Origin of the sequence: Actinophytocola sp. NPDC049390 (genome assembly GCF_044466355.1) — a bacterium.
GTDB lineage: Bacteria > Actinomycetota > Actinomycetes > Mycobacteriales > Pseudonocardiaceae > Actinophytocola.
The window spans coordinates 334,882-357,245 of sequence record NZ_JBITMQ010000002.1 but is presented as its reverse complement, the minus strand read 5'-3'; the positions used below and the strand labels follow the sequence as shown (position 1 = coordinate 357,245).

Genomic DNA, 22,364 nt, shown 5'->3' with positions numbered 1-22,364 from the left:
GCCATCCTCACTGTCCGGTGAACCGCGGCTGCCGCTTCTCCAGCAGCGCCGTGATTCCCTCGACGTGGTCCGTGCTCGTCAGCATCAGCAGCAGCTGCTGCCGCTCGTACTCCAGGGCCGCCGACAGCGGCAGTTCCTCCGCCCGCCGCAGAGCCGCGCGTGCCGCCGTCACGGCCAGCGGTCCGTTCGCCGCGATCTCCGCCGCCACCGTGACCGCGGCGGGCACCAGCCGTTCCGGGGGCACGATCCGGTGCACCAGGCCGAGATCACGGGCCTCGAACGCGTCCACGGTCCGGCCGGTCAACACCACCCCGGTCGCCGCGTACCGGCCCGCCGCCCTGGCCCACCGCTGCGTGCCGCCCGCGCCGGGGACGAGGCCCAGCTTCACCTCCGGCTGCCCGAACACCGCGGTGTCGGCCGCCACCACGAGGTCGGCGGCGAGCGCCAGCTCACAGCCGCCGCCGAGCGCGAACCCGGCGACCGCCGCGACGAGCACCGTGTCCACCGCGCCGATCCGCCGCCAGCATGCGCCTCGCGCCGACGCCGCGTAGTCGACCGGTGCGACGTCCCGCAGCTGCCGCACGTCCGCGCCCGACGCGAACAGCGTGCCGCCGCCGGTCAGGACGATCGCGTGCACGGCCGGGTCGGCGTCGAGCGCGTCGAGCGTGTCGGCCAGTTCGACCAGCAGGTCGGTCGACAGCGCGTTGCGGTTCTCCGGCGAGTCCAGCGTGACGACCGCGACCGGATCGTCCCTGCTGACGGTGACCTTGCCCATGCTCGGCAGCCCCTTGACTTCATAGGTCCCCTGTGTACGGTTGTCAGCATCTACGTCGACGTTGATTTTGGCAAGGTTGATGGCGAGGAGACGCGACCATGACGGTGCTCTGGGAACCGACGTTGGACTCCGACGCCACGGGGTGGCGGGACCTGGCGCGCAAGGTCGCCACGGAACGGTTCGCGCCGCTGGCCGAGGATCTCGACCGCGAGCAGCGGTACCCGTTCGAGCACATCGACACGTTCGTCGAGACCGGGCTGTCCGGGATGCTCGTGCCGGCCGAGCACGGCGGCGCGGGTCTGTCGATGACCGCGATCACCGCGGTGGTGGAGGAGGTCTCCGCCGCGTGCGCGTCGACCGGCGCCATCCTCGCCGCACACGCGCTCGGGGCGGTGCCGGTCCGCCTGGCGGGCACCGACGAGCAGAAGCGCGACCTGCTCGGCCCGTTGCGCGCGGGCGAGGCGATCAGCTTCGCGCTCACCGAGGAGGGCGCGGGCAGCGACGCGGCCGCGATCCGCACGCGCGCCGAGCCCGACCGCGACGGGTACCGGCTCACCGGCGAGAAGATCTACATCGGCAACGGCAGCGTCTCCACCCGCTACGTGGTGTTCGCGAAGACCGATCCGGACGCCGGCGCGCGCGGCATCACCGCGTTCGTCGTGCCCGCCGACGCGCCCGGCGTGGTGATCGACCGCGTCGAGGACAAGATGGGCATCCGCGGCACCCGCACGAGCAATCTCAAGCTGCACGACGTGCGCGTCGAAGCAGCCGACGTGCTCGGGCAGGTGAACCGCGGGCTGAAGCTCGCGTTGCGGACGCTCGACCTCGGCCGTGTCAGCGTCGCCGCGCAGGGGCTCGGCATCGCCTACGCCGCGTATCAGTTGGCCGCGCGGGAGGCCGCGCGCAGGCACACGTTCGGCAGGCCCATCATCGAGAACCAGGGCATCGGGTTCCGGCTCGCCGACCTCGCCGTGGACCTGTCCGCCGCGCGGATGCTGACCTACCAGGCCGCCGCTGCCTACGACGCCGGGCAGTCGGTGTCGCTGCCGGGCGCGATGGCGAAGCTGCACACGAGCGAGGTCGCGCACCGGGCCGTGGACCTGGCCGTCCAGGTGTACGGCGGTGACGGCTTTTGCAAGCCGTGCCCGGCCGAACGGCTCTACCGCGACCAGCGCGTGCTGGAGATCTACGAGGGCTCGTCGGAGATCCAGCGGCTGGTGCTGTCGCGTGCGATCGCGACCGAGGTCACGGCATGAGCCACGTGGTGATCGAGGTCGCGGGCGAGTTCGGTCTCGCGGAGGCCGCGTCCGGGGCCGTCGCCGCGACGCTGGCCGACGCGTTCGTCGACGCACGGGACGCCGTGGTGGCCTCGGCACCCGGCGACGGCGTGCTGATCCGGTGCACCACAGTGGACAGTCCTGCACTCACCGGTGCGGTGACGTCCCTGTGCCGCAGCCTCGCTCGCGAGGCCGCGCCCCGAGGTGTCCGGGTCAACGCGATCATCACGACTCCGGATGCGGACACCGACGCCCTGGTCGCGTTCCTCGGCAGTCCGGCGAGCACCATGTGCACCGGTGCTGTGCTCGAGGCGGTCTGACGTGGACACGTGGCACGACTGCGAGACCTGGTCACCGGACCGGATCCGCGACCACCAGCTGGAACTCCTGCGCGCCCAGCTGACCCGGCTGCACGCGACGAGCCGCCACTACCGCCGCCGGTGGGACGACCTCGGCTGGCACCCCGGGGACCTGCGCGACCTCGACGACCTCGCCGCGCTCCCGTGCACGGACAAGGCGGACTACCAGCGCTCGATCGACGAGCACCCGCCGTACGGCGACTTCCTCGCCGTGCCACGGGAAGAGGTCGCGCGCCTGCACTTCTCGTCCGGCACCACCGGCGCGCCCACCCCGGTCGCCTGGACCCGCCAGGACCTCGACCGCTGGGCCGACCTGTACGCCCGCGCCGCCTACAGTCAGGGGGTGCGGCGGGGCGACGTGTACCAGTGCCTGTTCTCGTTCGCCTGGTTCGTCGGCGGTCTCGGCGGCACCCTCGGCTACACGCGGCTCGGCGCGACCGTCATCCCCGGCGGTTCCGGCGACACGGAACGTCAGATCGAGACGATCTTCCGGTACGGCACCACGGCCGTCGGCGGCACGCCGTCGTTCCTGCTGCACCTCGCCGACCGCGCCCGCGGCCTCGGCACGCCCCTCGCGAACTCCACGGTCCGGCAGGTGATGGTCGGCGGCGAACCGGGTGGCCAGGTCCCCGCCACCCGGGCGTTGATCGAACGCGAGTGGGGCGCCCGCTGCTACGACGGCTACGGCTGCCTCGAGTTCCAGCCGACTGCCTGGGAGTGCGCCGCGCAGGCGGGCGGGCACCTGGCCGAGGACTTCACCTACGCCGAGGTGGTCGACCCGGTCACCCGCGCGCCCGTGCCCGACGGTGAGCCCGGCGTCCTCGTGCTCACCCACCTCGACAAGCAGGCCTGCCCGCTCGTGCGGTGGTGGACCGGTGACGTCGTGGTCCGCGACCGCTCCCGCTGCGACTGCGGCCGCACGCACGCGCGGCTCGTCGGCGGTGTCCGCGGCCGCGCCGACGACATGCTGGTCGTGCGTGGCGTCAACGTCTTCCCGTCGGCGGTCGAGAACGTCGTGCGCGGGACCGTCGGCGACCTCGTGGAGTTCCGCGTCGTCCTCGACCCCGCGCTCGCCGATCCCGCCACGGGCTACCCGACCGCGCTGCGCGTGCAGGTCGAGGGTGCCGAGAACGACGATCTCCGTGGCAGGCTCGCCGCCGCGCTCCGGGCGGAACTGGCTGTGCGCGCCGTGATCGACATCGTCGCGCCGGGCGAGCTGCCCCGCACGACCCACAAGGCGCGGCGAGTGGTCCGCGCGGAAGAGCCGGAGGTACACCGTGTCCCGTGACGTCCTGTTGCTCGGCGCCGTCCGCACACCCAACGGGCGGTACGGCGGTGCCCTGCGCGACACCCCCGTGGTCGAGCTGGCCACGCTCGCCGCCCGCGAGGCGGTGCGCCGGGCGGGCGTCGGGCCGGAGCTGGTCGAGGAGGTCGTGCTCGCGAACTGCAGGCAGGCGGGCAACGGGCCGAACCCCGGCCGCCAGGTCGCGCTGCGGGCCGGGTTCCCCGAAGCTGCGCCGTCACAGACGATCAACATGGCGTGCGCGTCCGGGCTCAAGGCCGTCCAGCTGGCGTGGCGGTCGATCGCGTCCGGGGAGGCCGACATCGCGGTCGTGGTGGCCGCCGAGTCGATGAGCACCATGCCCTACCTCGCGCCCGGCGCACTGCGGTGGGGCGGGGTGCGGCGCGGCGACATCGTGCTCGCCGACGGCTGGCGCGACGGCGGCACCGACCCCGTGTGCGGGCTGAACATGGGCCAGACCGCGGAGAACATCGCGTCCCGGTACGGGGTGTCGCGGGCGGACCAGGACGCGTGGGCGTTGCGCTGCCACCAGCGGGTCGCCGCCGCGTGGGAGCACGGGCACTTCGCGGGCCAGGTGGTCGACGTGCCCCTCGCCGACGGCGACGTGCTCGACCGCGACGAGGGCTTCCGCACCGACACCACGGCAGAACGCCTCGCCCGGCTCCGGCCGTCCTTTGTGGACGGCGGCACGGTGACCGCCGGGAACGCCAGCCAGATGGCCGACGGAGCCGCGGCCGTGGTGCTCGCCAGCGCCGACGCCGTAGCCGCGCACGGGCTCACCCCGCAGGGCCGGATGCGGTCGTTCAGCGCGGTGGGTGTGGACCCGACGGTCATGGGCATCGGGCCGACCGCCGCGATCCCGAGGGCGCTCGCCCGGGCCGGGGTGTCCACAGCGGACCTCGACCTGGTGGAGATCAACGAGGCGTTCGCCGCGCAGATCGTGCAGAACGTCCGGGAGCTGAAGCTGGACGAGGAGCGCGTCAACGTCAACGGCGGCGGCATCGCGCTCGGGCACCCCACCGGGCAGAGCGGGTGCCGGTTGGTGGTGGCGCTCCTGCACGAACTCGCTCGCCGGGACACGGCGCTCGGGGTCGCGAGCCTGTGCGTCGGCGGTGGCCAGGGTGTGGCCGCGGTGATCGAGCGGGTCGCGTGATGCGGGTCGCGGTGGCCGGGCTCGGCCCGATGGGACGCGGGATCGCGCGCGTCTTCGCGGAGACCGGGGCGACGGTGACGATCGTGGACGCGGACCCCGAGGCGACCGCTCGCGGGCACGCCATGATGCTGGCGGACGGACCGGTCGAGGTGACGGCCGCCGCGAGCGTGGCCGACGCCGTCCGCGACGCGGACCTGTTCGTGGAGGCGATCGTGGAACGCATGGACGCCAAGCGGTCCCTGCTCGCCGAGGTGCGCGCCGCGGGCAACGAGAAGCTCGTCGTCGCCTCCAACACGTCGTCGTTGTCGATCGGCGAACTCGGCGTGGCCTACGGCGACCCGGCACGCGTGGTGGGCATGCACTTCTTCAACCCGCCGACGAAGATGCGGCTCGTCGAGATCGTCCGTGGCGCGCGCACCGACCCCGAGGTGGTGGACCGGGCCCGAGAGTGGGTCGCGGCGCTGCACAAGACGGCCGTGCTGTGCGCGGACTCGCCGAACTTCATCGTGAACCGGGTCTGCCGTCCGCTGTACTACGAGTCGCAACTCCTCGTCACGCAAGGGGTCGCGGCGCCGGTGGTCGACGCCGCCGTGCGTGGCGCGCTCGGACACCGCATGGGCCCGCTCGAACTGCTCGACTTCACCGGCCTGCACACCCACCTCGGCTCGTCGGAGACCGCGCTGCGGGAGTTCGGCGACCCGCGGTACCGGCCGATCCCGCGCACCCGGCAGCTGGTGCGCGCGGGCACCACCGGCCGGGCGGCGGGCCGCGGCTACTACGACTACGCCGAGGGCAAACCGAAGGCCGCGCAGGCGGCGGTGACCCGCGAACCGCGACCGTCCTCGTCGCGCGTGCGGCTCACCGGGCCCGGCGCCGCACAGCTCCCGTTGCCCTCGGACGGCGACCTGGCGGTCTACCGGACGTCCTCCTGCACGGAGGCCGACGTGACCGTCGTGACGTCGCTGGCCCGGCACGGTCGCGTGGTCGTCGACTCGTCGCACGGTGGCTGGGTGTCCGCGCTCCCGCACGGCGTCGGGTGGGTGCGGCTGCACCGCATCGAGGACGAGTTCTTCGCCGAGGTCGTGGCCGACGACGTCGCGAGGATCGCGCCCGCGCACGACGTGGCCGACGCGGTCGGCGCCGCGTCCGTGCCCGTGCTCGCGTTGCCGGGGCTCGTCGTGGACCGGCTGGCGCACACGATGGTCAACGAGGCGCTCACGCTCGTCGAGGAGGGCACCGCGACCCCCGACGACGTCAACCTCGCCCTGCGGCTGGGCATGAACCACCCCGCCGGCCCGCTGGAGTACCTGGCACAAGCGGGTCCCGCCGAAGTTCTGGCCGGGCTGCGTGGGCTGCTGGACGGGTTCGGCGATCCCCGGTACCGGCCCGCACAGCTCCTCGTGCGGCAGGCCGCCGGGAGCCGCCGGTGACCACGCTCGCCACCTCCGTCGCCACCGCCGTCGCCACCGTGTCGCCCGGCGACACCGTCTGGCTCGGCAACTTCGGCACGCAGCTGTTCGCGGTGGGGGAGGAGCTGGTGCGGCAGGAGGTCCGCGGCCTGCACGTCGTGCTCGCGTCCGGCGGGTTGCTGCTGGACCGGCTGATCGGCGCCGGTGTCGTGGCCGAGGTGACGTTCGCGCACTGCTGGAACGCGGTCGGCCCCGCGCCGACGTGGCACTTCCGCCGTGCCTGGCAGGAGAGGGCCGACATCCGGTGGCACGAGCTGCCGATGGGTGTCCTGGCCGCCGCGCTCGGCGCCGCCGCGCGGGGCCTGCCGTTCGCGCCGGTCCACGTGCACCCGGACACCGGGTACGCCACCGACGACTGGTCCGGCGGCATGCTCGCGGCCGTGACCACGTCGTTCGGCGTCGCGACCGTGGTCCGTGCGCTGCCGGTCGACGTCGCGTTCGTGCACGTGGACCGCGCCGACCCGAACGGCGACAGCGTGTTCAGCGCCCCGCCCGGGGAGGCGGTGGCGGCGGCACAGGCGGCTCGCCGGGTCGTGGTGGTCGCGGAGGAACTCGGCCTGCCCGAGGGGGTGCGGGCCGACCTGCCCGGGCTGCTGGTCGACACGGTCGTCGTGGCACCCGGCGCGGCCGCTCCCGACGGCGTGCCGGGCCGCTACCCGCGCGACGTCGCCGCCTACACCGGGGGGACCGCGTGAACCAGGAGGTCGTCGCGTTCCTCGCACTGGCGGCCAGGGAGTTCCGGGGCTGGGTGTTCACCGGGTTCCACTGGCCGGTGCTCGCGGGTCAGGTCGCCGCCCGCCTCGGCGGCGAGTTCCGGCAGCTGTTCGAGGCCGGGTTCGCGACACAGGGCCCCGCCACCGAGCTGCCGACGTCCACCACCGACTTCGTCGCGTTCGGCGACACGGTCGTGTGGCGGGGAGACGTGCTCGGCACGCTCGTGCGCCGCGCGGACCTGGTGGTGCTGGACGCGGCGAACGTCGACCTGGCCGGGCACGTCAACTCGACCGCCATCGGCGACTACCGGGCGCCACGCGTGCGGATGCCCGGCGGCGGTGGCGCGCCCGACGCCGCCGCGGCCGCCCGCGACCTGCTCCTGCTGTACGGCGGCGCGGACCCGGCCCGGATCGTCGAGCGGGTCGAACACGTCACCGCCGCGCCGGGCGGGCCCGTGCGGCTGCGCACCCGGTGGGGCACGGTCCGGCTCGGCGCCGAACCGCGGCTGCTGACCACGCGGGGCCAGGTGCTCGCGGACCGGTTGCGGGACCTGGGCGTGGACACCTCGGGTGCCCGGCAGGAAGAACCGCCGTCCGAGCGGGAGTTGTCGGTGGCCGCCGAGGTGCTCACCGAGGCGGCTACCCGCGGTTACGTGGTGGCCAGGGAGGCCGTGCATGGATGACGAACTGGACGAGCTGCGCCGCACCGTCCGCGAACTGGTGGCGGCCCACGACTTCCCCGCCCGCTGCGACGGGTGGATGCGCGGGCACGACGCGGCGTTCACGCGTGAGCTGGCACGACGGGGGCTGATCGGGCTCACGTGGCCCGAGCCGTTCGGCGCTGGCCGGTCCAACCTGGCCCGGCTGGTCGTGACCGAGGAACTGCTGCGGGCCGGTGCGCCCGTGGCCGCGCACTGGATCGCCGACCGCCAGATCGGGCCGGCCGTCCTCCGCAACGGCTCGCCCGCTTTGCGGGAGGCGCTGCTGCCAGGCATCGCGGCCGGCGAGGTGACGTTCTGCCTCGGCATGAGCGAGACCGAGTCCGGCTCGGACCTCGCGTCGGTCCGCACGAAGGCGATCCGCGACGGTGCCGGGTGGCGCGTCACCGGCAGCAAGATCTGGACCACCTACGCGCACCGCGCCACGCACGCGTACGTTCTCGCCCGCACCGACGACAGCGGCGGCAAACACGAGGGCCTCACGGAGTTCGTCGTGGACATGAGCGCACCGGGCGTCACGGTCCGGCCGGTCCTCGACCTGTCCGGCGAGCACCACTTCAACGAGGTGCTGTTCGACGACGTCCCGGCCGACCACGTCATCGGCGTGGAGGGCGGCGGCTGGCGGCAGGTCACCGAGCAGCTGTCGTTCGAACGTGGCGGCATGGAACGCGTGCTGTCCACGTACCCGCTGCTGGCGGCGCTGCTCGACCAGCCGCACGACCCGGCCGCGGTGGGCATTGCGGTCGCCCGGTTGATGACGCTGCGGGAACTGGCCTGCCGGGTGGCGGAGCGGATGGACGCCGGACAGGCACCCGCCGCGGCCGCGGCCGTGCTGAAGTACCTGGGCACCACGTTCGAACGCGACCTCGTGGACGTGGCCCGCACGGTGAGCGACGTCGTGCCGGAGCTGGGCGGTGACGGTTTCGCCGGGCTGCTCGCGCAGGCACAACTGGCCGCCCCGGGGTTCTCGATTCGCGGCGGCACCGACGAGATGCTCCTGACGATCGTGTCCCGCGAGGCGCCCGCCCCGGACGGCGACGACGTGGGCCGCATGGGCGACGAGGTACTCGGGTCGGCACCGGACCCGTGGGCGACCGCGGTCGACCTCGGCTGGACGACGGTCGGTGTCGACGAGGCCGACGGTGGTTCCGGCGGCACGTTCGCCGATCTCGCCGCGCTGGTCCGTGCCACCGGTCGGCATGCGCTGCCGCTGCCGCTGGCCGAGGTCGCCACCGGGTACCCGGGCGCCGTCGCCGCCGTGGCTGAGGACCTCGCCGTCCGCGACGGCCGGGTGACGGCGACCGCCGACGTGGCGGAACCGTCGGGCACCGTGCTGCTCCTGGGCCTGGGGTGCGCGGCCCGCGTCGAGCTGTCCGCCGACGGCGTGACCGTCCGGCCGTGGCGCGACGTCGCGGGGCGCGCCCGCCTGCGCGTGACGTGCGTGGACGTGGCGGCGGAGGAGGTCGCGGGAGACGCCGCCGGGCTCACCGTGCTCCGGGTGCACGCGGCGCTCGGTGCCGTCGAGGCCGTGTGCCGCCTGACCCGCGAGCACGTCACCACGCGCGTCCAGTTCGACCGGCCGCTCGTGCGCATGCAGGCCGTCGCGCACCGGCTGGCCGAGATGGAGTGCGCACGGGTGCTGCTGGAGGTCGCCGCGTCCGCCGCGCTCGGCCGCGAACCTTCGCGGGTCGCGGCGGCCGCCGCACTGCTCGAACCCGTGGCGACCACGGTCGCACGGCTCGCCCACCAGCTCCACGGCGCGATGGGCATCACCCACGAACACCCCCTGCACCGGTACACCACGTTGTTGTGGGCGCTCCGCGACGAGACCGGTCACCGCTGGGCGGCCCGTCTGCACGACCTCGCGGCCACCGACGAGAAGACACTGTGGACGGCCGTGACGACCCGACCAGGACGATGACGATGTCCCTTGTGCTGCTGGAAGAACCCGCCCCCGGCGTCCGCGTGCTGCGGCTCGACGACCCAGGCAGGCGGAACGCGATCTCACCCGCGCTGCAGGACGAACTGTGCGTGGCCGTCGACGCGGTCGCGGCCGACGCGGACGCCCGCGCACTCGTCGTGACCGGCAACGGCACGGCGTTCTGCGCGGGTGCCGACCTGGACGCGACGTTCGGCGACCCCGGCCTCCCGGTCCACGCGCTGCGGGACCGGTTGCGCGCGACGTACGACAGTTTCCTGCGGGTCCGGCGCCTGCCGATCCCCACCATCGCGGCGGTGAACGGCGCGGCCGTCGGCGCGGGCGCCAACCTCGCGCTGTGCTGCGACCTGCGGTTCGCGGGCCGGCGGGCGCGGTTCGGGATCACGTTCACCCGGCTGGGCCTGCACCCGGGTGGCGGGTGCACCCACTTCCTCGTCGACGTACTCGGCCCGCAACGCGCGTTGGCGGTGCTGCTGGACGGCGCCACGCTCGACGCGACGGAGGCCGCCGCGACCGGGCTCGTGCTCGACGTCGTCGACGACCCCCTCGAAGTGGCGGTGGCGACGGCGACCCGCTATGCGGCGCTCGACCCCGGTCTCGTCGCGGACGTCAAACGCACCGTCGCGATCGCGGCGGGCGGCGCTTTCGACGCGGTGCTCGATTTCGAGGCGTGGGCACAGGCGTCGTCGGTGACGAAACCGGCCGTCGCGGCCGCGATCGCCGCCGCGCTAAATCGTTCCTGACCATTTCGCAGGTCATTTCCGGAAGCGGTTTCCGCAGGTAGATAAGGTTAGGATGGCCTAACCATTCCTGTTGCGGAGTCATAAAAGTGGTGGCAACGTTTCATGCGCCGAACTGTTGCGGGAGGAGTTACGAGATGACCACCACGGAAATGCCCGCTGTCAGCGAGTGCACGGTCACCGCGTGTTCGTACAACGACCACCGGGGTTGCCATGCCTTCGCGATCACGGTGAGCGGCTCGAACGGCGCGGCTGACTGCGGCACCTTCATCCCGCTGTCCGCCAAGGGCGGCCTGCCGAAGATCGTGTCCCAGGTCGGCGCCTGCACGAGGGCCGACTGCGTGCACAACCAGAACCTGGAGTGCACCGCGTCCGCGGTCCGCGTGGGCCCCGGCGAAGGCGACCACGCCGCGAACTGCCTGACCTACACCACCCGCTGACGAGGAAGCCCGCGCGGAGCCGGATGCCGACCGGCTCCGCGCGGGCACAACCGCGGCACCGCACCAGCGCGGCGAGGGCTCAGATCACCACCGCGCGGAAGGCGTGTACGCACCACGCGCCGTCGTAGCTCGTCACCCACAGGTTCGTCGAGTAGCCCTCCAGGTCCTGCCCCTTGGCCGTGCCCCGCAGGTACAGCTGCACCGACTGCTCCCCGGTCGCGATCCCGTCCATCGACGGGTCGATCCGCAGGTCCGGGTCGTACCCGACCAACTCGTCCACGTCCTCCGGCGTGTTGATCGCGTCCTCGCACAGCGTGCCCTTCGCGGCTGCCGCGTCGCCGGAGTTGATCGCGTCGAGGAAGCCCTGCATGGCCGTCAGCGCGGCCGCGGGCACCGGCTTCCCGCTCGCGGTCGGCTCGCCACCGCTCGGGCCGGTGGACGGCTCCGGCGGCTCGGACGACGCGGTCGGTCCGCCATCCGCCTGGCGGATGTCCTGCCAGCACCACTCGTCGTCGGCCAGTACGACCGTGATCTCGAAGTCCGCCGACTCGTCGTTGACGGTGACCTCGACGGTGCCCATGACCTCGTCGTCGGACACCTCCTCGGTGTCCACCAGTTCGGCCTTGGTGATCGCGTCGGCGTCGCCGATGGCCTCGTCGACGATCTCCTCCGCGTCCGCGCACGCGATGTCCCGCAGCGCGCCGGTGTCGTGGCCGTCGAGCCCGTCCGCCACGACCGCGAGCGCGTCCTCGGCGCCGTCGGTGTCCGGCTTCTCCGACGACGTGGTCGTCGGCGTGGGGGTGGTCGTGCCTCCGCCGGTCTTCGTGTCGTCGTCGCTGAGGAAGAACCCGGGCGCCACGAACCCGGTGATGCCCAACCCGGCCAGCACCACCACGACCGCGGCCACCACCGCGACGATCGCCGCCGTGTTCTTCTTCTGCGGCGGCGATGGCGGCGGGCCGTAGCCGCCGAATCCGCCGTAGGGCTGTTGTGGGTACGTCACCTGGGCCTCCCGCTCTTCGTTGCGGCGTTCGACTGTGGACGGAGCCGTTTCGTTCCCTGTTGTTGAGCACGGCACCCCCGGGGCCGCTACCTTGAGTGCGGTGAGCACCGACGACGGGGCGCTGCGGCGAGGGGCGCTGACCTGCCTCTACCTGCTGATCTTCGCCGTCGCGCTGTGGGTGCTCGGCCGGGTCGTCAGCCGGCTGATGATCGTCGTGGTGCCCGTCGCCGTCGCGTTGCTGATCGCCGCGCTGTTGTCCCCCGGGGTGTCACTGCTCGTCCGGCGCCGGGTGCCGAAGGGCCTGGCGACCGCGATCGTGCTGCTGGTCGGCGTCGCCGCGCTCAGCGGGCTCGTCTGGTTCATGGTCGCGACGCTCGTCGCCGGCCTGCCCGACCTCGGCACGCAGCTCGACGAGAGCTACCGACAGCTGCGTGACTGGCTGACCAACGGGCCGCTCGGGCTCACCGGCGCCCAGCTCGACTCGGTGCTCGCCGAGGGCCAGAGCTGGTTCAACCGCAACCGGTCGGCCATCGCCTCCGGTGCCTTCGGTGTGCTGTCCACCGCCGGGACGATGCTCGCCGGGTTCGTGCTCGTGGTGTTCCTGCTGATCTTCTTCCTGCACGACGGCCGGCGGATGTGGCGGGGGACGACCAGCCCGCTGCCCGAGCGGCACCGCGAACGGATCCGCCGCGCGGGCGACCGGGCGTTCGGCGACCTCACGTCGTTCGTGCGGGTGACCGTGGTCGTCGCGCTGATCGACGCGGTCGGCATCGGGCTCGGGTTGTGGATCACGGGCGTGCCGCTGGTGCTGCCGCTGGCCGCGCTCGTGTTCTTCGGCGCGTTCGTGCCGATCATCGGGGCGTTCGTGACCGGGCTCGTCGCCGTGCTCGTCGCACTCGTGAGCCAGGGGCCGCTGATCGCGCTGGTGATGACCGGTGTCGTACTGCTCGTGCAGCAGCTGGAGGGCAACGTGTTCGAGCCGCTGCTGGTGAGCAGGTCGGTGAAGCTGCACCCGGTCGCCGTGATCATCGCCGTGGCCGTCGGTGTGGAGCTGGCGGGGATCGTCGGCGCGTTGTTCGCCGTTCCGCTGCTGACGACGGTCCGGGCCGTGTACCTGGTGCTGCGCGAGCGGGAGCCCGACGAGGATGTTCAGTCCAGCGGCGCGAGCGGACCGGGGTAGGGCGCGGGCCGCAGGCAGCTGTCGAGCCCGTCGACGAGCGAGCACACCGCGGGCGCCTCGCTTCGAGTGGCGGAATCCGCCGACCCTCCTAGACTTTCCGCTGATGACAGCGCTGGTCGGCGAGGGGAGTGCTGATGTCCGAAACGGTCAGTGCCACGCAGGAGATCGCGGCCGGGTATGCCACGTCGGGTGCCGCCGTCGAGCTCGGTGCCGTCGTGGTCGACGGCACCGCCGATGCGGCCGCGCGCGTCCGTGTGCCGCTCGCGATGATGAACCGGCACGGGCTCGTCGCGGGTGCGACCGGCACCGGGAAGACCAAGACCCTGCAGGGCATCGCGGAACAGCTGTCCGCCGCCGGGGTGCCGGTCGTCATGGCCGACGTCAAGGGTGACCTGTCCGGGCTGGCCCGTCAGGGTACGGCCAACGACGCGATCACCAAGCGCGCCAAGGACACCGGTGACGACTGGGCGGCGTCGGCGTTCCCCGTGCAGTTCCTCTCGCTGGGCACGAGCGGCATCGGCGTGCCGGTCCGCGCGACGATCAGCGGGTTCGGGCCGTTGCTGCTCGCGAAGGTCCTCGGGCTCAACGAGACCCAGGAGTCCACGCTCGGCCTGATCTTCCACTGGGCCGACGGCAAAGGGCTGCCGCTGCTCGACACGAAGGACCTGCGTGCCGTCATCACCTACCTGACGAGCCCGGACGGCAAGGCCGACCTGCAGGGCATCGGCGGTGTGTCGTCCGCGACCGCGGGCGTGATCCTGCGTGCACTGTCCAATCTGGACGCCCAGGGTGGGGACGAGTTCTTCGGCGAACCGGAGCTGTCGGTCGCCGACCTCATGCGGCAGGCCGACGGCAAGGGGGTCATCAGCCTGCTGGAGCTGGGCAACCTGTCCGACCGGCCCGCGTTGTTCTCGACGTTCCTCATGTGGCTCCTGGCCGAGCTGTTCGAGGAGCTGCCGGAGGCGGGCGACCTCGCCGCGCCGAAGCTCGTGTTCTTCTTCGACGAGGCGCACCTGTTGTTCGACGACGCGTCGAAGGCGTTCGTCGAACGCATCGAGCAGACCGTCAAGCTGATCCGCTCCAAGGGCGTCGGCGTCTTCTTCTGCACGCAGCTGCCGACGGACCTGCCGAACGCGGTGCTGTCCCAGCTGGGCGCGCGGGTGCAGCACGCGTTGCGCGCGTTCACGCCGGACGACCAGAAGGCCTTGGCCCGCACGGTGAAGACCTACCCGACGACTCCGCACTACGAGCTGGAGAAGGCGCTGACGTCGCTGGGCACCGGCGAGGCGATCGTGACGGTCCTCGGCGAGACCGGTGCGCCGACGCCGGTGGCGTGGACCCGTCTGCGCGCACCCCGGTCGCTGATGGGCACGATCGGCGACGACGCCGTGAAGGAGGCCGCCGCGGCGTCGGATCTGCACGGCACGTACGCGCAGACGGTCGACCGCGAGTCGGCCTACGAGCGGATGGCGCGGAAGGCCCCGGCGGCACCGGCTCCGCAGGAGAAGAAGGCGGAGCCGAAGAAGAAGGAAGAGGACGATCCGGGCTTCGTCGAGAAGGTGATGGGGAACAGTGCCGTCAGGTCGTTCCTGCGCTCGGCGGCCAGTGCGGTCGGCCGCGAGGTGACCCGCGGGCTGTTCGGCACCCGCCGCCGACGCTGACGGTCGCCGTCGCATCACACTCCGGGTTTCAGGGCGATCCCTGAGCCCGGTCCGGGGTCAGCCCGGAGCCCCTCGATGTCTTCGTGCACGAGCCTTGTGCCTGCACGAAGACCTGAGAGGGGACGACCATGGGGAAACCGCTGTTAACCGTGCGGATCGCAAGATGGAGTGCCGAGCACCCGTGGCGCGCGATCGGGGCCTGGCTCGTGTTCGTGGCGATCTGCGTCGGCGCCGGTCAGCTGACCGGGACGAAACAGGCCGACTTCGACGACAACCCGAAGGGTGAGCTGGCCACCTACCAGAGCATCGTCGACGAGGCCGGTTTCACCCGTCCGGCGACCGAGAACGTCCTGATCTCCGCCCGTGACGGCGCGCTGGACCAGGCCGAGGCGACCGCGGCCGCGAACGACGTGCGGGCCGCCATGGGCCGGTTGCGCGAGGTCGGGGACGTGAGCGAGCCGGTGCCGTCGCCCAAGGGCACCGCCGTGCTCGTCAACGTCGAGCTGGCCGGTGACCCGGACACGGCGGAGGACCGGGTCGATCGGCTGCTCGACACCACCGCCGACGTGCAGCAGCGGCATCCGGACCTGCTGGTGGAGCAGGTCGGCGGCGCGTCGCTCGACAAGGCGCTCTCCGCGACGCTCGGCGAGGACTTCCAGAAGGCCGAGCTGATCAGCATCCCCGTCACGCTGGTGATCATGCTGGTGGTGTTCGGTGCGCTGATCGCCGCCGGGGTGCCCGTGCTGCTCGCGATGTCCGCGGTCGGCGCCGCGCTGGGGCTGTCCGCGCTCGCCTCGCACCTCATCCCCGCGACCGACAACACGGCCAGCATGATCCTGCTGATCGGCATGGCGGTCGGCGTGGACTACTCGCTCTTCTACGTGCGCCGCGACCGGGAGGAACGCGCGAAGGGCGCCGGGCACGTGGACGCCGTGGAGATCGCCGCCGCCACGTCCGGCCACGCGATCGTGGTGTCCGGCATCGCCGTGACCGTCGCGATGGCGGGCATGTTCGTCGTGAACGACGTCGTGTTCTCCTCGATCGCCGTCGGCACGATCCTCGTCGTGCTGGCCGCCATGATCGGCTCGATCACCGTGTTGCCCGCGCTGCTCGCGAAGCTCGGCCGGTGGGTCGACAAGCCGAGGATCCCGTTCCTGTGGCGGCTGTCGATGCGCGACAACGCGGGGACGTCGAAGTTCTGGGGTGCGGTGCTGCGGCCGAGCCTGCGGCGGCCGAAGACCACGCTGGTGGTCGGGGTCGGTCTGCTCGCCGCGCTGGCCGTGCCCGCGTTCGGCATGACCCTGAACGCGCCGAGCGAGGCGGACCTGCCGCGCAGCATCCCGATCATGCGGTCCTACGACCGGATGACCGAGGCGTTCCCGAGCACCGGGGCATCCCACGAGATCGCGGTGCGGGTGCCGGCGTCGGCGGTGGCGGACGGCGAGGCCGCGGTCGGCAGGCTGCTCGACCGCATCGCCGACGACCCCGGCTTCGCGCACGACCAGCCGCCGCGGGTCACCACGGTCCGCGACGGCCGGATCCACCTCATCTCGGCGGGCATCCCGCACGACGGCGGTTCGGCCGAGGCCGACCAGTCGCTCGAACGGCTGCGCAGCACGCTCCTGCCCGCCACGATCGGCACGGTCGCGGGCGCCGAGTACGCGGTCAGCGGGCAGACGGCGGGGGAGAACGACTTCATCGAGTCCATGACCGGTGCGCTGCCGTGGGTGATCGGGTTCGTGCTGCTGCTGACGTTCCTCGTGATGCTGTGGGCGTTCCGAGCGCCGGTGATCGCGCTGTCGGCCATCGGGCTGAACCTGTTGTCGGCGGGGGCCGCGTACGGGCTGCTGGTGCTGGTCTTCCAGAACACGTGGGCGGAGGGCCTGCTGGGCTTCACGTCGACGGGCGGTATCACGGCGTGGCTGCCGGTGATCCTGTTCGTGACGTTGTTCGGGTTGTCGATGGACTACCACGTGTTCGTGGTGAGCCGCATCCGTGAGGCGGCGGGCGTGCTGTCCACGAAGGACGCGATCGCGGCGGGCATCACCCGGTCGGCCGGAGTGGTGACGAGCGCGGCCGCGGTCATGATCGGCGTGTTCTCGATCTTCGCGACCCTGAGCACGATCGACATGAAGCAGATGGGCGTCGGCCTCGCGGCGGCGATCCTCATCGACGCGACGCTGATCCGCGCGGTGATCCTGCCCGCGCTGATGACGGTGCTGGGCAAGGCGAACTGGTGGACGCCGCGCCTGCTCCGCCCACGCGCGGACAAGGTGGCCACGGAGGAGACGCGAGTCCTGGAACCGGTCGGCTGAGCCCATGCCCTGAAAGACGCTTTCGGGACGTTGAGCCTGGATCCACCGATGGTCAACCTGGTTGTTCCGGCCCTGCGGCAAGCACGGCCTGGTCAGGCCCGCTGCGCAGCGCCCGGCGGGCATCCGCCGGGTGCCGTGCTGCGAGGGGCGCCTTCGCGGCATCGCCGAGTGCTGCGAAGGGCGCTTTCGCAGCACTGAGCGCCGGTAAGGCGCCTTTCACAGCACCGCCCGGGCGCTGCGCGCCCCGGCCCGCGAAGCGGGCCCCCAGCCCTGTGCACAAGCCCGGGCGCAAGCCCACAAAGACGGTCTGCCTGCCCTCCCGTCGACCTGGCGAAGCCCGATCACACCGGGGCAAGGGGCCTGCCGAAAGCACCCCGTGCCAGAAACACCGGCCCCTTGACGCGGTGTGATAGCCCGGAGGGAGGTCGACGGGAGGGCAGGCCACCCATCCTCGCCAAATCTCAACAAGCCCGAACCGGAAGGCCCCCTCCCCGAGATCAGCCCGTCCGGCGAGGACCCCCCGGAGGGAAACCCCAAGCCACCCCGCGCACAACCGAGCATGATCATCGGTGGAACCAGGGCATTCGGTGGTTCCTTGCCGCCGGGGGACAGGGGACGGGTGGGTTGCGTCCTTGGGGTGGATCTGGCGTGGCGTGCCTGCGTTGTGGTGGTGGCGGGCCATAGCGTGGTGGGTATGGGTGTTCGTCACACGTCGGCTGCTTATCGGGAACTCGGTGGGATGCTGCGCCGCGTTCGAGAGAAGGCCGGTATCACCGGGGATGAGCTGTCGCGCAGGTTGGGCTGGCCACCGACCAGGGTGTCGCGCATGGAGAACGGGCGGCGGCCGTCGACCACGACGGACGTCATCCAGTACGCGGTGATGTGCGGGGTGCAGCGGTCGGAGGTGCAGCCGATCGTGGACTTCACCCGGATGGCCGAGAGTCAGGAAGGCTATTACCTGTCGGACAAGTGGATCGACGGTTCGCTCCAGTCGTTGATCTTTCACGAGTCGTCGGCCGAGCAGTCGATCATCTATGAGCCACAGGTGATCAATGGCCTGGTACAGACTCCGGGTTATACCCGTGCGCTCATCGCTGCTCGCAATCCCATGCTCGATGCGGACACGATGGCTGGCGTTGTGCGTACCCGTGTGGAGCGGCAACGGATCCTGACCCTGCCGGATCCAGGGCGGTTCACCTTCTTCGTTCACGAGCACGCATTGCGGCTCCGGATCGGCTGTGACCAGGTCATGCACGAGCAGTTGCTGCATCTGGTGCTCACCGCCGCCCTGGACAACGTCTCGCTGCGGATCGTGCCCAGCTCGGCGGGGGAGCGATCCGCTGTCGGCGGGGCCTTCCGCCTGATGGAGTTCCAGGAGCACCGCCCGATGGTGTACCTGGACAATCTCGGCGGAGGGGGTCTGATCCTCGACGATCCCGGCTACGTCCGCCGCTACCGCGAGCTGGTGCCGATGCTTACGGATGTTGCCCTGGATGAGGGACAATCTCGGGAGTTCGCGGCCGACCTGGCCGACGAGTACGACCGAGGGAGTCAAGGGGTTGTCGCAGACGTCCTGGCGGAAGAGCAGTTACAGCGGCGAGGGTGGATCGGACTGCGTCGAAGTGGCGTGGAAGCAACCCCCATCTACCAGTGACGGGGTGCTGGTCCGCGACTCCAAGAACGCCGAAGGGCCGGTGCTGACCGTCTCCACGACGGCCTGGCACCGGCTCCTCCAGGTCACGCCTCAGCCGTCGTAGCTCGCCTGCCGCACCGCGAACACGTTCCGGTTGCCGACGCCCTCCTGCAGCGTCCACAACAGGTCGGGGTTCGTCGAGTCCTCCCAGTACGAGATGCTCTCACCCAGGCTCACGAACCCGTACGTCGTGGACCCGGCCGACGGCGTCCAGTAGTACAACTGCTTGGCACCCGACGAGTAGAACCACCAGCGCCCGTTGTGCGACGCCAGCCCGTTGAGCTTGTACCAGGGCAGCCGCAGCGCCTGCGTCGCCGTGGTCGACGCCGCGAACGTGGTCGACCCCGCCGCGAACGGGAAGCGGATCGCCCTCGGCGCGCGGTTCGGGTACGACGTGCAGCCCGACGCACACGTGTACTCGGTCATCACGATCGACCTGCTGACCCGGTCTAGCGAGATGGTCGACCAGTTGAGCCTCGTGCCCGACGTGGTGTTCGACGTGATCGTGCCGACCTGCGGCAGCACGTAGGCGTAGTTGTGGGCGTAGTACTCGCCGTTCGGCTGGCGGCCGATCTGGTCCGCCGTGCCGCCGGTGTTCGTCTTCAGGATCTTGCGCATGTCGAACACGCGCATCCCACGGCCGGTGTCGGCGACGTAGAGGTAGTGGCCGTACCAGGAGACACCGCCCGCGTGAATGGGGATGTCCTTGAAGTTCGGCGTGGTCGCGGTGCCGGTCGGCTCGACGAGCAGGACCTTGCGGTACTTGTTCGGGTAGTCCGCGTCCCAGTCGACGATCGTGATGCGGCTGCGTTCCTGGCTGCCGCCGCACTCGTCGCGGGTGTACCAGCTGACCACGACGAGCTGGTGACCGTCGTAATGTCCGCCGGGACCGACCGCGTCCCGGCTGGTCGTGATGCCCTGCGGGTAGTTGGTGCAGCTCGAGTTGTCCCCGCTGTCGAACCGGAAACCGGTCTCCAACCCCGGAACCGAGAACGACGACGGGAGGCCGGTGCGGTCGTGGTTGGCGTTCGCCATCACCGTGCTGACGGACGCGACGCCAAGCCTGGACACGAGAGCGGAGTTGATCGTGTCGAACTGGTTGTAGTTGGCGGACAGCGTGTACTGGCTGGTCGGCAGGTTGGTCGGATCCGCCGCGGCGACCCCGGGCGCGACGAGCAACCCGGCGGCGACTACGGCGGCAGCGAGCCCTGCCCTGGCCAGACGATGTTTCGACATCGGACCCCCACGTTGTCGGAAACTCACAGAATCTGCTACACGCTAGTGAGCTTCCGCCCGTGGGGGCAAGACGTCGCGGGATCAGAACGTGGCGATCGGGTTGACCGGGCTGCCGGACGTGCCGGCGAAGCGGACCGGCGCGACCGCGAGGTGGAAGTCCCACTGGCCCAGCTCGGCCGCCGTCGCCGCGCACGCCTCCAGGTCGCAGTTGTCGAGCAGCCACAGACCCATCGCGACCAGGCCCACCGCGTGCACCGGCATCAGCACGTCGTCGTACCCCGACGGCTGCACGTCCTGCGGGGTGTCGGCGCCGATCAGCGCGACCTCCCGGTCCCGCAGCCACGGCAGGCACGACGCGTGCCAGCCCGCCTGCGTGACGCCACCGGCGGGACCGGCCTCGTGCCGGGCGCGGCCGTGGCCGGTGCGCAGGAGCACCGCGTCGCCGGACCGCACCCGCACCCCCTGGCGGCGTTCGGCCTCCTCGAGGTCGTCGGGGAACACACCCTCCCCGGGCGCCAACCACGGCACGTCGCGGACCTTCGCGACGTCCAGCAGGACACCGCGCGTGGTGATCCCGTTCGCCGCCGCGGTGACGGCCGCCCACGCCGAACCCGTCTCGGCGTCGACCAGCTCATGCGGCCGGCCGTTGTACATCGTGCCGTCCCAGTAGAGATGGCACGGGGAGTCGACGTGGGTGATCGTGTTGCCGTGGAACACGATGCCGAGCCGCTCGTTCGAGAAGCCCCAGCGCCGGTCCCGGTGGAACGGTGCGGGCATGTGCTCGGCGCCCGGCATGTCGGCGGCGCACGGGCAGGTCGTCGTCGACCGTTCCATCTCCGCCGGCACGGCGACCTCCCACGCGCACGACACGCTCCTGCCGTGGCGCACGGCCCGCGCCGCCGCCAGCCGGACCTCGTCGGTGATGTGGTTCAGCGTGCCGAGCTCGTCGTCCGCACCCCAGCGTCCCCAGTTCGACAGCGTGTCGAAGTACCCGAGCACGTCGTCCTGCGAGGGGATCGGTCGCCCTGCCGTCATCCCCCGACAGTAGATCAGCGCGAGCGAGCCAGAGTCATGGCGTTGTCATGCCGCCGACCGAATACTCGGGCCACCTCTCCGACTCATGCGAAGGCGTCGCGCGATGGACGACTTACCCACGGTTCCCGCTGACCTCCTCGGCACCGCGTTCGCCCGCCTCGGGCAGATCGCGCCGAACCCCGCTGACACCTGGTTCGGGCTCGTGTTCCGGCTCGCCGGGCCACGCCCGACCGTCGACGAACTGCGGGCGCGCGTGGCGGCCCGGCTCGACCGGCTGCCCCGGCTGACCGAGCGGCTCGTCGCCCGCGCGACGGTCCAGTGGGAACGGGACCCCGACTTCGACGTCGCCCGGCACGTCGGCACCCTGCCGCGCCACACCGGGGTGCTGTCCGCGCACGAGATCCTGGCCGGTGGCCCGGACCCGGCGCGGCCGCCGTGGGGCCTGTGGGTCACCGACGACAGCGAGGACGGCGAGAGCTGGCGGCTGTACTACCTCGTGCACCACGCCCGCCAGGACGCGGCCGGTGCGCTGCGCACCGTGATGGCGTTGCTGGGCGACGACGAGATCCCCGCCGCCACCGGCCCCGCCGGGGTGCGCGGCCGTGGCTGGCCCGCGTTGCTGCCGATCGCCGCCGACCTGGTGCGCACCAAGCTGCCCGCGCCGCCGGTGCCGCGCAAGGCGTACGGGCCGGGCCGGGTGCTGGCGTCGGCGGAGGTGGACGTCGCGCTGCTGACGGAGATCGCGGGCCGCACCGGCGCGACGGTCAACCAGGTCCACCTCGCGGCCATGTCCTCGGCGCTGGACCGGTGGTCGCCGCGACCGGAGGTGTCGCGCAGGCCCGTGAACATCCCCGTGGACACCCGCGCGGCGGGGGAGGAGGACCTGAGCAGCAGGCTCGGGTTCATGCGCGTCGACCTGCCGTGCGGCGACGCGGCACCCGCGCAGCGGCTGCGTGCCGTGCGTGCCGCGGCGGGCCGTCGGCGCACCGAGCGGTACCGGCGGGTCTGGGCCGCCATCACCCGGCGCGGTGGCCACCCGGCCGCGGCCTGGGCGATGCGGCGCATCACCGACCACACGCAGGTCGCGATGACGTTGTCGAACCTCCGCCTCACCGCGCCGATGACGCTGGCGGGTGCGCCGGTCGTCGACGCCACCGCCCTGCCGTGGCTGCCGCCCGCCCACGAGTGCTTCGCGTTCTTCGCCACCTACGGTGACCGGGCCGCGCTGACCGTGCTCGCACCCGAGGGCGCACCGGAACCCGCCGCGCTCGCCGCGTACTGGACCGACGCCGTGCACGAACTGCACCGCGTGCACGCGCCCCGGCCCGGCGTGGGCTCGTCGGCGTAGAACCCG

20 protein-coding genes are annotated in these 22,364 nt (G+C 72.1%); 16 read left to right on the top strand and 4 right to left on the bottom strand.

The genetic code is table 11. The annotated features are described in order from the left end of the window. Positions 1-7: 7 nt before the first annotated feature. The gene (locus ACIBVP_RS07805; protein WP_396105237.1) at positions 8-775 is read right to left on the bottom strand and encodes an enoyl-CoA hydratase/isomerase family protein; all 768 of its coding nucleotides are present in this window, start codon (positions 773-775) and stop codon (positions 8-10) included. 98 nt (positions 776-873) lie between these two features. Here ACIBVP_RS07805 and ACIBVP_RS07800 point away from each other — a divergent pair, with 98 nt between their 5' ends. The 10 genes from ACIBVP_RS07800 to ACIBVP_RS07755 all read left to right on the top strand — a co-directional run bounded on the left by ACIBVP_RS07800 (position 874) and on the right by ACIBVP_RS07755 (position 10,887). Next, a complete protein-coding gene (locus ACIBVP_RS07800) occupies positions 874-2,031 on the top strand; it encodes an acyl-CoA dehydrogenase family protein (RefSeq protein WP_396105236.1) in 1,158 nt (385 codons plus the stop codon). Further along, positions 2,028-2,372 carry a Rossmann fold domain-containing protein gene (locus ACIBVP_RS07795; protein WP_396105235.1) on the top strand — a complete coding sequence of 115 codons (345 nt, stop codon included), beginning with the start codon at positions 2,028-2,030 and terminating at the stop codon, positions 2,370-2,372. Before ACIBVP_RS07800 ends, ACIBVP_RS07795 begins: the two co-directional genes overlap by 4 nt. 1 nt (position 2,373) lies before the next feature. Next, complete coding sequence (locus ACIBVP_RS07790; RefSeq protein ID WP_396105234.1) at positions 2,374-3,699, top strand: phenylacetate--CoA ligase family protein; 1,326 nt, start codon at positions 2,374-2,376, stop codon at positions 3,697-3,699. Continuing rightward, positions 3,689-4,867: a thiolase family protein gene (locus ACIBVP_RS07785; protein WP_396105233.1), complete on the top strand. Its 1,179-nt coding sequence runs from the start codon at positions 3,689-3,691 to the stop codon at positions 4,865-4,867. Before ACIBVP_RS07790 ends, ACIBVP_RS07785 begins: the two co-directional genes overlap by 11 nt. Beyond that, positions 4,867-6,297, top strand: coding sequence for a 3-hydroxyacyl-CoA dehydrogenase NAD-binding domain-containing protein (locus tag ACIBVP_RS07780; RefSeq protein WP_396105232.1), 1,431 nt, complete (start codon positions 4,867-4,869; stop codon positions 6,295-6,297). Before ACIBVP_RS07785 ends, ACIBVP_RS07780 begins: the two co-directional genes overlap by 1 nt. Beyond that, positions 6,294-7,031 carry a CoA-transferase gene (locus tag ACIBVP_RS07775; protein ID WP_396105231.1) on the top strand — a complete coding sequence of 246 codons (738 nt, stop codon included), beginning with the start codon at positions 6,294-6,296 and terminating at the stop codon, positions 7,029-7,031. Before ACIBVP_RS07780 ends, ACIBVP_RS07775 begins: the two co-directional genes overlap by 4 nt. Then, entirely contained in the window at positions 7,028-7,732 is a 705-nt protein-coding gene (locus ACIBVP_RS07770; RefSeq protein ID WP_396105230.1) for a hypothetical protein, read from the top strand. Before ACIBVP_RS07775 ends, ACIBVP_RS07770 begins: the two co-directional genes overlap by 4 nt. Further along, positions 7,725-9,689: an acyl-CoA dehydrogenase family protein gene (locus ACIBVP_RS07765; protein ID WP_396105229.1), complete on the top strand. Its 1,965-nt coding sequence runs from the start codon at positions 7,725-7,727 to the stop codon at positions 9,687-9,689. Before ACIBVP_RS07770 ends, ACIBVP_RS07765 begins: the two co-directional genes overlap by 8 nt. Then, positions 9,656-10,450, top strand: coding sequence for an enoyl-CoA hydratase (locus ACIBVP_RS07760; protein WP_396105228.1), 795 nt, complete (start codon positions 9,656-9,658; stop codon positions 10,448-10,450). Before ACIBVP_RS07765 ends, ACIBVP_RS07760 begins: the two co-directional genes overlap by 34 nt. 134 nt (positions 10,451-10,584) lie before the next feature. Beyond that, the gene (locus tag ACIBVP_RS07755; protein WP_396105227.1) at positions 10,585-10,887 is read left to right on the top strand and encodes a DUF1540 domain-containing protein; all 303 of its coding nucleotides are present in this window, start codon (positions 10,585-10,587) and stop codon (positions 10,885-10,887) included. Between the two features lie 79 nt (positions 10,888-10,966). Here the strand turns inward: ACIBVP_RS07755 and ACIBVP_RS07750 are convergent, their stop codons facing one another. Continuing rightward, entirely contained in the window at positions 10,967-11,890 is a 924-nt protein-coding gene (locus ACIBVP_RS07750; RefSeq protein WP_396105226.1) for a hypothetical protein, read from the bottom strand. 100 nt (positions 11,891-11,990) lie between these two features. Between ACIBVP_RS07750 and ACIBVP_RS07745 the strand changes: the two genes are divergently transcribed. The 5 genes from ACIBVP_RS07745 (at position 11,991) to ACIBVP_RS07725 (ending at position 18,803) form a co-directional block, all read left to right on the top strand. Continuing rightward, a complete protein-coding gene (locus tag ACIBVP_RS07745) occupies positions 11,991-13,070 on the top strand; it encodes an AI-2E family transporter (protein ID WP_396105225.1) in 1,080 nt (359 codons plus the stop codon). Between the two features lie 134 nt (positions 13,071-13,204). Further along, positions 13,205-14,731, top strand: a complete 1,527-nt coding sequence (locus tag ACIBVP_RS07740; protein WP_396105224.1) for a helicase HerA-like domain-containing protein — start codon at positions 13,205-13,207, stop codon at positions 14,729-14,731. 149 nt (positions 14,732-14,880) lie between these two features. After that, positions 14,881-17,046, top strand: coding sequence for an MMPL family transporter (locus tag ACIBVP_RS07735; RefSeq protein WP_396105223.1), 2,166 nt, complete (start codon positions 14,881-14,883; stop codon positions 17,044-17,046). A gap of 637 nt (positions 17,047-17,683) precedes the next feature. After that, positions 17,684-18,700, top strand: coding sequence for a helix-turn-helix domain-containing protein (locus ACIBVP_RS07730; RefSeq protein ID WP_396105222.1), 1,017 nt, complete (start codon positions 17,684-17,686; stop codon positions 18,698-18,700). Further along, positions 18,669-18,803 (top strand): DUF397 domain-containing protein, encoded by a 135-nt coding sequence (locus ACIBVP_RS07725; RefSeq protein WP_396105221.1) that lies wholly within the window; start codon positions 18,669-18,671, stop codon positions 18,801-18,803. The genes ACIBVP_RS07730 and ACIBVP_RS07725 overlap by 32 nt, the downstream gene beginning before the upstream one ends. On the opposite strand, the gene ACIBVP_RS07720 is transcribed toward ACIBVP_RS07725, so the two are convergent. Next, complete coding sequence (locus tag ACIBVP_RS07720; RefSeq protein ID WP_396105220.1) at positions 18,791-19,975, bottom strand: hypothetical protein; 1,185 nt, start codon at positions 19,973-19,975, stop codon at positions 18,791-18,793. The two genes, ACIBVP_RS07725 and ACIBVP_RS07720, sit on opposite strands and share 13 nt — an antisense overlap. 81 nt (positions 19,976-20,056) lie before the next feature. Further along, complete coding sequence (locus ACIBVP_RS07715; protein WP_396105219.1) at positions 20,057-21,010, bottom strand: cyclase family protein; 954 nt, start codon at positions 21,008-21,010, stop codon at positions 20,057-20,059. 103 nt (positions 21,011-21,113) lie between these two features. On the opposite strand from ACIBVP_RS07715, the gene ACIBVP_RS07710 reads away from it, so the two are divergent. Continuing rightward, a complete protein-coding gene (locus ACIBVP_RS07710; protein ID WP_396105218.1) occupies positions 21,114-22,358 on the top strand; it encodes a WS/DGAT domain-containing protein in 1,245 nt (414 codons plus the stop codon). The last annotated feature ends 6 nt before the right edge of the window (positions 22,359-22,364 follow it).

Coding starts and splice junctions, on each gene's coding strand:
- ACIBVP_RS07805 (WP_396105237.1), bottom strand. CDS start 775: ATGGGCAAGGTCACCGTCAGCAGGGACGATCCGGTCGCGGTCGTCACG.
- ACIBVP_RS07800 (WP_396105236.1), top strand. CDS start 874: ATGACGGTGCTCTGGGAACCGACGTTGGACTCCGACGCCACGGGGTGG.
- ACIBVP_RS07795 (WP_396105235.1), top strand. CDS start 2,028: ATGAGCCACGTGGTGATCGAGGTCGCGGGCGAGTTCGGTCTCGCGGAG.
- ACIBVP_RS07780 (WP_396105232.1), top strand. CDS start 4,867: ATGCGGGTCGCGGTGGCCGGGCTCGGCCCGATGGGACGCGGGATCGCG.
- ACIBVP_RS07765 (WP_396105229.1), top strand. CDS start 7,725: ATGGATGACGAACTGGACGAGCTGCGCCGCACCGTCCGCGAACTGGTG.
- ACIBVP_RS07755 (WP_396105227.1), top strand. CDS start 10,585: ATGACCACCACGGAAATGCCCGCTGTCAGCGAGTGCACGGTCACCGCG.
- ACIBVP_RS07740 (WP_396105224.1), top strand. CDS start 13,205: ATGTCCGAAACGGTCAGTGCCACGCAGGAGATCGCGGCCGGGTATGCC.
- ACIBVP_RS07720 (WP_396105220.1), bottom strand. CDS start 19,975: ATGTCGAAACATCGTCTGGCCAGGGCAGGGCTCGCTGCCGCCGTAGTC.
- ACIBVP_RS07715 (WP_396105219.1), bottom strand. CDS start 21,010: ATGACGGCAGGGCGACCGATCCCCTCGCAGGACGACGTGCTCGGGTAC.
- ACIBVP_RS07710 (WP_396105218.1), top strand. CDS start 21,114: ATGGACGACTTACCCACGGTTCCCGCTGACCTCCTCGGCACCGCGTTC.